Origin of the sequence: Micromonospora sp. NBC_00617 (assembly GCF_045161355.1) — a bacterium.
Taxonomy (GTDB): Bacteria; Actinomycetota; Actinomycetes; order Mycobacteriales; family Micromonosporaceae; genus Micromonospora.
Genome location: NZ_CP107751.1, coordinates 3,171,358 through 3,183,380, shown reverse-complemented (window position 1 = coordinate 3,183,380; position 12,023 = coordinate 3,171,358). Strand labels below are relative to the sequence as shown.

General features: G+C 71.6%; 3 protein-coding genes (1 of these 3 running past the window's edge). All 3 read left to right on the top strand.

What is annotated here, in order from left to right:
* Tightly spaced (each overlapping or abutting the next), the 3 genes in view from OG505_RS14590 to OG505_RS14580 form a layout consistent with a single transcriptional unit that may run on beyond the window.
* A protein-coding gene (locus tag OG505_RS14590) for an amino acid adenylation domain-containing protein (protein WP_405433846.1) crosses the window boundary here: on the top strand, positions 1-9,613 show its end. The gene continues 13,670 nt to the left of window position 1, outside the view; 9,613 of the gene's 23,283 nt are visible here — the last part of the coding sequence; its start codon lies off the left edge, out of view; it ends in the stop codon at positions 9,611-9,613.
* Positions 9,613-10,596 (top strand): ornithine carbamoyltransferase, encoded by a 984-nt coding sequence (locus OG505_RS14585; protein ID WP_405433845.1) that lies wholly within the window; start codon positions 9,613-9,615, stop codon positions 10,594-10,596. The genes OG505_RS14590 and OG505_RS14585 overlap by 1 nt, the downstream gene beginning before the upstream one ends.
* Positions 10,563-11,957, top strand: coding sequence for an MFS transporter (locus OG505_RS14580; RefSeq protein ID WP_405433844.1), 1,395 nt, complete (start codon positions 10,563-10,565; stop codon positions 11,955-11,957). The genes OG505_RS14585 and OG505_RS14580 overlap by 34 nt, the downstream gene beginning before the upstream one ends.
* Positions 11,958-12,023: the final 66 nt, after the last annotated feature.

Below are 12,023 nucleotides of genomic sequence, written 5' to 3'. Positions count from 1 at the left end.
GTTCGACCGTGAGGTGGAGTTGTGGCCGCATCGGCGGTTCCCGTTGCCGGCGGTGCGCCGGTTGACGGGTATCGACACGCACCCGATCGACGTCGTCTTCGGCTACACCGAACCTCGTACCGACCCGTCCGGTAGGGGAGGCGCGGACGGGCCGGGCGCCGCGCCGACGCCCGATGGCCACACCACGCACGCCGACGAGGCCGTTGCCGGGCGGGTCGCCAGCGACGTGGCCGCCACCGAATTCGTCCTGTCCGTCGGTGCCAGCCCGACCGTGATCCGTCTCGTCGCTGATGGGCGGGTGTTTGGTGCGGCGGGGTTGGTGCGGTTGGCGGGGATGTTTCGGGTGGTGTTGGAGTCGATGGTGGCGGATCCGGGTGGGGATTCGCGGGTGGTGTGTGTGCCGTCTGGTGAGGCGGAGTGGTTGTCGCGGGCGGGTGTGGGTGCGGTGGTGCGGGTGTCGGGGGTGGTGGTTTCGGCGTTTGAGGCGCAGGTGGGTGTTCGGGCGGGGGCGGTGGCGGTTTGTGATGGTGGGGTGTCGTTGTCGTATGGGGAGTTGAATGCGGCGGCGAACAGGTTGGCTCGGTATTTGCGGTCGGTGGGTGTGGGTGCCGAAGTGTTGGTGGGTGTGTGTGTGCATCGGTCGGTGGAGCAGGTGGTGGCGATGCTGGCGGTGCATAAGGCGGGTGGTGTGTATGTGCCGTTGGATCCGGGTTATCCGGTTGAGCGTTTGGGTTTGATGGTTGCTGATGCGGGGGCGTCGGTGGTGGTGACGTCGTCGGGTTTGGTGTCGGGGTTGCCGGAGTTGGCGGCTGAGGTGGTGTTGGTTGATCGGCCGGGGTTGTGGGCGGGTGAGTCTGCTGAGGATGTGCCGGCGGTGGTGGGGCCGGAGAACGCGTGTTATGTGATTTACACGTCGGGGTCGACGGGTCGGCCGAAGGGTGCGGTGGTCACCCACGCCGGCCTCGTTAACCGAACCCAACACGTACTGCCGGAGGTCTACCGCATCGGCCCGGACGGCGTCGTCCTCCAGAAAACCGAGATCGGCTTCGACGTCTCGCCGGCCGAGGTGTACGCCGCGCTGTCGGCCGGCGCGCGGATCGTCGTGGCTCGGCCGGGTGGGCACCGCGACCCCGCGTACCTGCGCGATCTGATCATCGCGGAGCAGGTGACGACCGCCCACTTCGTCCCGGCGATGGTGTCGGCGTTGCTCGCCGAGGGCATCGAGCGGTGCACCTCGCTGCGTTCCGTCGGCGTCGGCGGCGAGGAGTTGCCGGTCGACGTGGCGCGGGCGTTCCTGGCGGCGCTGCCCGACTGCGAACTGCACAACACCTACGGGCCCGCCGAGGCGGCGGTCGATGTCACCAGTTGGCGGTGCGACCCGGAGGCCCTGGCCGAGCTGACCCGGGTGCCCCTCGGCGGACCGCACCCCAATCTGCGGCTCTACGTCCTCGACGAAGACCTCGCGATGGTGCCGGTCGGTGTGCGGGGGGAGTTGTTTGTCGGTGGTGTGGGTGTGGGTCGGGGTTATTTGCGGGCTGGGGGGTTGACGGCGGGTCGGTTTGTGCCGGATCCGTTTGGGTCGGTGGGGTCGCGGTTGTATCGGACTGGGGATGCGGTGGCGTGGCGGCCGGACGGGACGGTGGAGTTCCTGGGTCGGTTGGATGCGCAGGTGAAGTTGCGTGGTGTTCGGGTGGAGTTGGGTGAGGTGGAGTCGGCGTTGCGGTCCTGTGTGGGTGTGCGGGATGCGGTGGCGGCGGTGGTGGAGGTGGATGGTCGGCGGGTGTTGGCCGGTTATGTGGTGCCGGTGGGTTCGGGTGTTGATGTGGTGGGTGTGCGGGAGGTGTTGCGGGGGGTCTTGCCGGAGGTGTTGGTGCCTTCGACGTTGGTGGTGATCGATGTGGTGCCGGTGGATCCGAATGGGAAGGTGGATCGGCGGCAGTTGCCGTTGCCGTCGGTGACGGATGAGCCGGTGGGTGTGTTTGTGGCGCCGGTGTCGGTGGTGGAGCGGGCCGTGGCTGCGGTGTGGGCGCGGGTGTTGGGTCGTGACGTGGTCAGTGTCGAGTCGAGTTTCTTTGATCTCGGTGGTGATTCGATGCTGGCGGTGACGTTGGTGGGGGCGTTGCGGGCGGCGGGTTATCCGACGAGTGTGCGGGATGTTTTCGCGTTCCGGACGGTGCGTGGGTTGGCGGCGTCGTTGGGTGGGGTCGAGGATTCGTGGGTCCCGGTGGCGCCGTTCGCGCTGCTGGGAGACGCGGACCGAAACGCCCTACCGGCCGGCCTCACCGACGCCTACCCCGCCGCACAGACCCAACTCGGCATGCTCGTCGAGCTGGCCACCAGCGGAGACCGGGCGGCCTACCACAGCGTCATCGCCCACCAGGTCCGCGACGGGCGGCCGTTCTCGGCCGACGCGCTGCGGGCCGCCGTCGCGACGGTCGTCGCCCGGCACGAGATCCTGCGCACCTCGTTCGACCTGACCGGCTATTCGGTGCCGATGCAGCTCGTACACGCCGAAGTAACCCCGCAGGTGACCGTCGTGGACGGTCGGGACGTGCCGGCGGATCAGCAGGTGCGACTCTTCGAGGAGTTCGTCGCGGCCGAGCGGGCCACCCCCTTCGACCTGGCTGTCGCGCCACTGCTGCGCGTCGCCGCGCACCAGGACGGCGACGCGAGTTGGTGGCTGAGCTTCACCATCTGCCACGCGGTCACCGAGGGCTGGAGCACCGCACAGCTGCTCGCCGAACTGTTGGCCGTCTACGCCGACCTGGCCGACGGGCGGAGCCCGACCGAGACCGAACAGCCGGCGGTGCGGTACGCCGACTTCATCGCCGCCGAGCTGTCCGCGCTGGCGTCCGACGAGGACCGGGACTACTGGCGTGCGGTGGTCGACGGGCGCAGCCCGTTCGTGCTGCCCGCGGGTTGGGGTGAGCCCGGCGATCCGACCGCCATCTCGACCACCGTCGACGTCGCCGACCTGGACGAGGCCGTCGCACGGTTCGCCTCCGAGGCCGGCGTCTCGGTCAAGGCGGTGCTGCACGCGGCGCACCTGAAGGTGCTCAGTCAACTCACCACCGAACAGAGCTTCCACGCCGGGCTGGTCTGCGACGCCCGGCCCGAGGTGCTCGGGGCCGACCGGGTGCAGGGCATGTATCTCAACACCCTGCCGTTCGGCTACGAACGCACCGCCCGGACGTGGCGCGACCTGGTGACGGCGGTCTTCGATCGGGAGGTCGACCTCTGGCCCCACCGGCGGTTCCCGCTGGCGGAGATCCAGCATGGCAGTGGTCAGCGGCTGCTGCGGGTGCTCTTCAACTACCAGGACTTCTCCCGGGCCGGGCAGTCGGCGACCGCGACCGGCACCGAGCCTGTCGTCGTCGGCAGCGCCGGCGACGGTGCCACCGAGTTCGAGCTGTCGGTCTTCGCGCACCGGGGCAACTACCAGCTCTCCAGCCGCAGCGACGTGCTCTCCCGGGCAAATCTGGAGCGGCTGGCCGGCATGTACCGGGCGGTGCTGGCGGCGATGGTCGCCGACCCGGCCGGTGACGCGCAGGCGGTCCACCTGCCCGGTGGCGAGCGGGAGCGGCTGCTGGGCGTGGTCGACACCGGCGTCGAGGAGCCGGTGACCGGCACGGTGGTCGAGCTGTTCCAGGCTCGGGTGACTGCCGCACCCGACGCGGTCGCGGTGGTCGCCGGCCCGACCCGGCTGACGTACGCGCAGGTGAACGCGCAGGCCAACCGGCTCGCCGGGCAGCTGCGGACCGCCGGTGCGGGCAGGGGCACGGTGGTCGGTGTCTGCCTGGACCGGGGCGTGGACCTGGTGCCCGCACTGCTCGGCGTGCTCAAGGCCGGTGCCGCCTACCTGCCGCTGGACCCGACTCAGCCGGCCGAGCGCATCGCGTATCTGCTCGCCGACGCGGGCGCCGGGACGGTGGTCGCCACGAGTGCCCACGCCGACGCACTGGCCGGCTACGACGGGCACCTGGTGCTGCTCGACCGCACCGACCTGACCGGCCAGCCGGAGACCGACCCGGCCCCGGTGAACGACGCCGACGATCCGCTCTACGTCATCTACACCTCCGGCTCGACCGGCCGCCCAAAGGGTGTCTGCGTCAGCCACGCCAACGTGCTGCGGCTGCTCGACAGCACGCAGGAGCACTACGCCACCGACGATACCGACGTCGTCGCGCTGTTCCACTCGTACGCCTTCGACGTCTCGGTCTGGGAGCTGTGGGGTGCGCTGCTGCACGGCAGCCGGCTGGTGGTGGTGCCGCCGGCGGTGGCCCGGGTGCCGGAGGACCTGCTCGACCTGCTGGTGGAGCAGGAGGTGACTCTGTTGGCCCAGACCCCCACGGCCTTCCGGGGTCTGGGCCGGCTGGCCGCCGACGGTGACCAGCGGCTGCGGCGACTGGTGCTGCGCGCGGTCGTCCTGGCCGGCGAGCGGCTGGACTTCGCCGAACTCACCCCGTGGGTCGATCGGCTCGGACTGGCCCGGATCGCCCTCGTCAACATGTACGGGATCACCGAGACCACGGTCTACTCCACCTATCACCGGGTCACCCGCGCCGACCTCGCTGCCGGGGTGGGCAGCCGGATCGGGCGTCCGCTGGCCGGTGTGCGCATGTACGTGCTCGACCAGCAGGGGCACCCGACTCCGCTCGGTGTGCCCGGCGAGATCCACCTGGCCGGGCACGGTGTGGCCCGGGGTTACCTGAACCAACCGGCGCTGACCGCCCAGCGGTTCCTGCCCGACCCCTACGGCCCCGCCGGCAGTCGGATGTATCGCACCGGCGACCAGGGGATCCGGCTGCCCGACGGCAGCGTGGAGTTCCTCGTCCGGCTCGACGACCAGGTCAAGCTGCGTGGTTACCGGATCGAGTTGGGCGAGGTGGAGACGGCGCTGGCCGCGCTGCCGGAGGTCGCCGAGGCGGCGGTCGTCCTGCGCGAGGACACCGCTGGCGACCCACGACTGGTCGGATATCTGGCCGGCGCGCCCGGTCAGCGGCCGAGCACCGGCGAGCTTCGCGTGGCGCTGGCCCGGACGCTGCCGGACTACATGATCCCGTCGGTCTTCGTGACGCTGGACCAGTTGCCCCGCAACAACAGCGGCAAGCTCGACCGGCGGGCACTGCCCGCGCCGCAGGACGGCGATCCCGGCGATGGGCGGGCCAGCGTCGGTCCGCGTACTGAGTTGGAGGAACGGGTCGCCGGGATCTGGGCGCAGGTGCTGGGCCTGCCGGCGGTGGGCGTCGAGGACGGCTTCTTCGAGTTGGGTGGCCACTCGATCAAGGCGCTGGTGCTGGCCAGCACGCTGCGGACGGCCGGTTTCGAGGTCTCGGTCGCGGACGTGATGGACCTGCAGACCGTTTCCCGGCTCTGCGCCGCGCTGGTCGATCGCACCGGACCGGTGCACGTCGACCGCCCGGTGGAGCCGTTCGAGTTGGTGTCCGCGCCGGACCGGGCGCTGCTGCCGGACGGCCTCACCGACGCGTACCCGCTGTCCCAGGTGCAGCTCGGCATGCTGCTGGAGATGCTGGCCGACAATGGCTGGAACCACTACCACAACGTGGCGTCCTTCCTCGTCCGTGAGGAAGACCCGCTGGACCTGCCGACGCTGCGCGAGGCGGTGGACCTCGTGGTGAACCGGCACGAGGTGCTGCGCTCCGCGGTGGACCCGACCGGCTACTCGGTGCCGATGCAGCTGGTGCATCCCGCCGTGCGGGTGCCGGTCGTGCCGCACGACCTGCGCGGGTTGTCCGAGGAGGACCGGCAGGCCGAGCTGCGCCGCCTCGTCGCCGTGGAGTACGCGTCGCCGTTCGACGTCGAGCGGGCGCCGCTGCTGCGGTTCGCCGTCTGCCGGGAGACCGACCGGAGTTGGCGGCTGGTGCTGACGATCTGCCATGTGGTCGTCGAGGGCTGGAGCCTGCACGCGCTGGTCGCGGAGATCCTCGACCGCTACCGCTCGATGCGCGTCGGGGCCGGGCCTGAGCCGGAGCCCCTGCCGGAGGTGCGGTTCGCCGACTTCATCGCCGAGGAACGTCGTGCCCTGGAATCCGCGGCGGACCGGCGGTACTGGCAGGACCTGATGGACCGGTGCGCGAAGTTCACCTTCCCCACCGGCTGGCGGCCCACGGCGCCGCCGCAGGCGCGTACCGCCCACACCGTCCGGGTGCCGTTCCGCGACCTGGAGCCGGGCCTTCGCGCGCTGGCCTCCGCCGCGCGGGTCTCGCTCAAGGCGGTGCTGCACGCCGCGCACCTGACGGTGCTCGGCCAGCTCACCGACGAGCCCCGGTTCTACAGCGGCCTGGTCTGCCACACCCGGCCGGACATGCCGGGCAGCGAGCGGGTGTACGCCATGTCGCTGAACACGCTGCCGTTCCCGTACGAACGCGACTCCGCCACCTGGACCGAACTGGTCCGGCGGGTGCACGCGACGGAGGTCGAGATGTGGCCGCACCGGCGCTACCCCGCGCCGGCGATCCGGCCGGCGGTCGCCGGCACCCGCCTGCTCGACGTCTACTTCAGCTACCTCGACTTCGACGAGGTGGTCGGTGAGCACGTCGATGCAGGTCCCCGGTACGCCGCCGCCAGCTCGGAGTTCGCCCTGGCCGTCTCCGCGGTCGCCGGGCACCTGGAGCTGAGCAGCGACAGCGACCACCTGGAGCGAGCCGAGGTCGAACGGATGGCCGCGATGTACCGGCTCGTGCTCGCCGCGATGGTGGCGGACCCGGACGGCGACGCCCGCGCGGTCCGGCTGCCCGAGGCGGAACGGCACAACGTGCTGGTGGCCTGGGCCGAGGCGGCCGACGAGAAACTGCCGGAGCACGGCCTGGTGCCTGACCTGGTGCGGGATAGGGCTGCCACCGCGGGCGACGCGGAGGCGGTCGGTGAGCTGAGCTACGCCGGCCTCGACGCGGCGGCGAACCGGCTCGGCTGGCATCTGCAGGAGCGGGGCGTCGGACCGGAGCGGGTGGTGGGGGTGCTGCTCGACCGGGGTGCAGACCTCGTCACGACCCTGCTGGGCATCTGGCGGGCGGGCGGGGCGTACCTGCCGATCGACCCGTCGTACCCGGCGGCGCGGATCGCGTCCATGCTCACCCAGGCCGGGGCCACCGTCGTGGTCACCAGCACCGCCTACGCCGACCGGTTCACCGGCGTCGACCGGGTGCTGCTGGACGTCGACGCGGGGCCGATCGCGGCCCGCCCTGACGAGCAGCCACCCGGCCGCACCGACCCGGACCAGCTCGCGTACGTGATCTTCACGTCGGGGTCGACGGGACGGCCCAACGGCGTGCAGGTCAGCCACCGCAGTCTGGCCGGCTACCTGAACTGGGCGGTGGACGAGCTCGTCGCCGACCGGGCGGGTGGCGCGGCATTGTTCTCCTCGGTCGCCTTCGACATGGTGGTGACCACCATCTGGGCGCCGCTGGTTGCCGGGCAGCGCCTGTGGCTGATGCCGGCCGACGCCGGGCTGGACGAACTCGGCCCGCGGCTGGCCGAGGCGGGGCCGTTCAGCTTCGTCAAGCTGACCCCGAGTCATCTGGACCTGCTCGCCGGGCAGTTGTCGAGCGAGCAGGCAGCCGCGCTGACCCCGGTGCTGGTGCTCGGCGGCGAGGCGCTCACCGCGCGGACCTGCGCGCGGTGGCAGCAACTCGCACCGCGGACCGTCCTGCTCAACGAGTACGGACCGACCGAGGCGACCGTCGCCGTCAGCCGTTACCCGGTGACCGGCACGCTCACCGGCCAGGTCGCGCCGGTCGGTCGGCCGCTCGGCGGGATGCGTACCTATGTGCTGGACGCCCGGCTGAATCCGGTGCCGGTCGGCGCGGTCGGCGAGGTCTACCTCGGTGGGCCGCAACTGGCCCGGGGGTACGCCGGACGGCCCGAACACACCGCCGTCCGGTTCGTGCCCGACCCGTACGGGCCGGCGGGCTCCCGGCTGTACCGCACCGGTGACCGCGGCCGTTGGTTGCCGGACGGGCAGCTCGACCTGCTCGGCCGAATCGACGACCAGGTGAAGATCCGTGGGCACCGGGTGGAGCCGGGCGAGATCCGCGCGGTGCTCCTCGAACATCCCGCCGTACGCGACGCGGCGGTGTTGGCCCACCCGGCGCCCGGCGGGGGCAACCAGCTGATCGCGTACCACGTGGGTGGTGCCGAAGATCTGGCCGGGCATTGTGCCCGGCGGCTGCCCGCCGCCCTGGTCCCGGCGGCCTTCGTGTCGGTCGACACCATCGCGCTCAATCCCAACGGCAAGGTGGACCTGCGGGCGTTGCCGGCGGTGCCACTGCGGACGGAGGCGGAGATCGCCCCGCCGCAGGGTCCGGCCGAGACCATCCTCGCCGGCATCTGGGCCGAGGTGCTGGACGTGCCGAGGATCGGTCGTCAGGACCGGTTCTTCGCCCTGGGCGGGCATTCCCTGCTGGTGGTGCCCGTGGTCACCGCGGCCCGGCAGGCCGGCCTCCCGCTCACCCTGCAACAGGCGATGCTGGACCAACCGCTGGCCGACCTCGCCGCCGGGCTCACCCCGGCCGGTCCGGCCCCGAGGGCTGGTGCGGCGCGAGCCGTGGCGCTGCCCCGGATCGCGCCGTTGCCCCAGGTCGCTCCGCTGCCCCAGGTCGCTCCGCTGCTCGCCGAGGCGCGGGTGCCCGGCGCGTCGCTGGCCGTGCTCGCGGACGGCGAGTTGGTGCAGGTCCTTGCTGTCGGGCACTGCACGGCGGGCGGTGACGCCCCGGTGACCCCGGCGACCATCTTCCAGGTGGGCTCGGTCAGCAAGCTGGTCGCGGCGGTTGGGGCGCTGGCCCTGGTCGACAGGGGAGCACTCCAGCTCGACGCGGACGTCAACGCGTACCTCAAGGCCTGGCAGTTGCCCGCCGACCGGCCGGTGAGTCTGCGGCAACTGCTCAGCCACGTCGCCGGGCTGACATCGACGGGCAGCACCGGAGGCTTGCGCGGCGGTCCGGTGCCGCCGCTGTCGGACCTGCTGCTCGGCCGTGGCGTGCCCACCGGCCCGGTGCGGGCGCTCGACGCGCCCGACCCGGTCGCGGTGGAGCGCAACAGCCACTTCGTGGTGGTCCAGCAGCTCATGGAGGACGTCACCGCGACACCCTTCGCCGACCTGATGGCCGAGCTGGTCTTCGCACCACTGGGGATGACCGGCAGCAGCTTCGACCAGAGCTTCCCGGAGACATCCGGCCGGCCGGTGGCCGCCGGGCACGACGAACGGGGCGAGCCGCACCCACACGGTTGGGAGGTGCGTGCGGACCTGGCGGCAGCCGGCCTCTGGACCACCGCTACCGACCTGGCCGCGCTGACCAGGGAGATCCAGCTCGCCTACCTGGGTGAGCGGGCACTGCTCAGCCAGGAACTGGTGATGGCGCAACTGACCGCCGGCCCGGGTGGCGTCTTCGGGCTCGGCTGCATGGTGGACCGCATCGAGGGGAGCGCTGAAACGCACGTGGAGTTCACCCACCGGGGCCACATCGCCGGCTACCGGGCGCTCACCACTGGTCGGGTTCCGGACGGGGCCGGGCTGGTGCTGCTGACCAACGGCGAGGCGGGCGACGAGGTCATGTCGCTGCTGATGTCGAACACCACACGGACGGAGGACATGTGATGACGACCTTGCCGAGCGTCTCCGCGACGGTCACCGACCCCACCGTCCGGCAGGTGCGGCACCTGGTGTCGATCCGCGACCTGACCGATGGGGACCTTTACTCGATCGTTGCCCGGGGCGCCGCGTTCGCCGCCGGGGAGTGCGGCAGCCCGCTCGCCGGGCAGGTGGTCGGGGTCTGCTTCCTCAAGACTTCGACGCGCACCCGGACCGCCTTCACCAGCGCGGCACTGCGACTCGGCGCTGGCGTGATCCAGTACGGCCCGCAGGACCTGCAGACCAACACCGGAGAGACCAGCGAGGACACCGGCCGGGTGCTGTCCGGCATGCTCGACGTGCTGGTCGCCCGCACCGCCGGTGACCCGGCCGAGTTGCGGGCCTGGGCTGCCCAGAGTCGGATGGCGGTGCTCAACGCGATGAGCGCCGAGGAGCACCCCACCCAGGCGCTGACCGACCTGACCACGTTGCTGCGGCAGTTCGGCCGGATCGAGGGGCTGCGCCTGCTCTATCTGGGGGAGGCCAACAACACGGCCACCGCGCTCGCCCTGGCGCTCACCCGGTTTCCGGGCGTGGAACTGGAACTGCGCACCCCGCCCGGCTACGGCCTGCCCGCACAGATCCTGGCCGACGCCATCCGGCAGGCCGGGATCAGTGGGGCGAGCATCGTCGAGCGGTGCCACATGTCCGACCTGCCGGGCGATCTCGACGCCATCTACACCACCCGCTGGCAGACCACCGGCACCGTGAAGCCGGACCCGGACTGGCGTCAGGTCTTCGCCCCGTTCCGGGTCGAACAGGACCTCTGGCGGCACAGCCCGAACGCGGTCTTCCTGCACGACCTGCCGGCGCATCGCGGCGAGGAGGTTACCTCGGAGGTACTCGACGGGCCGGCGAGCATCGCGTTCGGTCAGGCGGAGAACAAGCTCTACAGCGCGATGGCGGTGCTTGAGTGGTGCCGATCGCGCGCGGCTGGGACGACGCGGTGACGGTCCTCGAGCCGCCGGGCAGACCCGCCCGCCGCGCGGCGAGGCTCACCCGCAACCGGGACTTCCTGTTGCTCTGGACCGGCTCGGGGCTCTCCGCGCTCGGCGCCCGGGCCACCTCCATCGGCTACACCCTGCTGGTCTACTGGTCGACCGGTTCGGCCACCGCAGCCAGCCTCGTCACCTTCGCCGCGCTGCTGCCGAACCTGGTCGCTCAGCTACCGGCCGGCGCGCTGGTCGACCGGTGGAACCGGCGTACGACGATGCTGGTCTGCACCGCCGGCCGCGTTCTCGGAGCCGGCAGCGTGGCGGCGGTGGTGCTGCTCGACGCGGTGCGGTTGCCGCACCTGATGGTGGTCGCGTTCCTGGAGGCCACCCTCGGCATCTGCTACGCGTTGGCGGAACGAGCCGCGGTGTGTGCCGTGGTGCCCCGCGACCAACTGGGCGCGGCGATGGCGGCCAACGAGTCGCGGGCCAACGCCGCCAGCATCCTCGGTCAGCCGACCGGCACCGTGCTCTATGCCGTGGCCCGGTTCGCACCGTTCCTGTTCGCCACCGGGGTGCACCTGATTTCGCTGGTGACCCTGCTGTTCGTCCGACGGGACCTGCGGGCGCCCCGGCCGTCGCGCGGCGGGGCGGGCGGGCTGATCGCCCAGATCAGGGAAGGTGTCGTCTTCATCTGGGGCAAGCTCTACCTGCGTCGGGCGCTGTGTCTCTTCGCGGCCAGCAACATCCTCTTCCAGGTTCTCGGCCTCGGTCTGGTGGTGCTGGTCAAGGACCGGGACGGCACGCCCGCGACGGTCGGTCTGCTGTTGGCGGTCAACAGCGTCTTCGGCATGGCGGGCGCGATGACCAGTAACGCCTACCTGCGCCGGTGGGGCATCCGCCGGATGATGATCGGCATCCACGTGGTGTGGGCGGTGCTGATGCCGCTGCTGGTCGTGGCACCCGGGCTGGTGGCGGTCAGTGTGATCCTGGCGTTGATCAACTACGGCGCCGGGATCGGCAATGTGGCCGGGATGCTGTACCTGCTCAGGACGACTCCCGACGAGCTGCGCGGCCGGGCCGGCTCGATCTTCACGCTGCTCTCCTCGGGTGCCAACTCGATCGGCGCGCTGTTCGCGGGCTTCCTGCTGGACGCCGCACGCATCGAGGTGGCGTTGGCCGTCGTGGGCGCGACGATGGTGGTGATCGCGGTGTTCGCGGTGCTGGCTTTCGGCACCCGTACCGCCGCCGAGGCGGAACGGGCCGAGGCGGCTGCCGAGCGGGTCGACGCCGAGCGGGTCGACGCCGAGCGGGTCGACGCCGAGCGGGCCGATGCGGAGCTGGCGGCGACGGCAGCCGGTCGCGACCCGCATGGTTGAGCCCGGCGACGATATCGAGGAAATATGGCTGCCCACGTCAGGCTGCCGGCACTGGACCGACCCTGG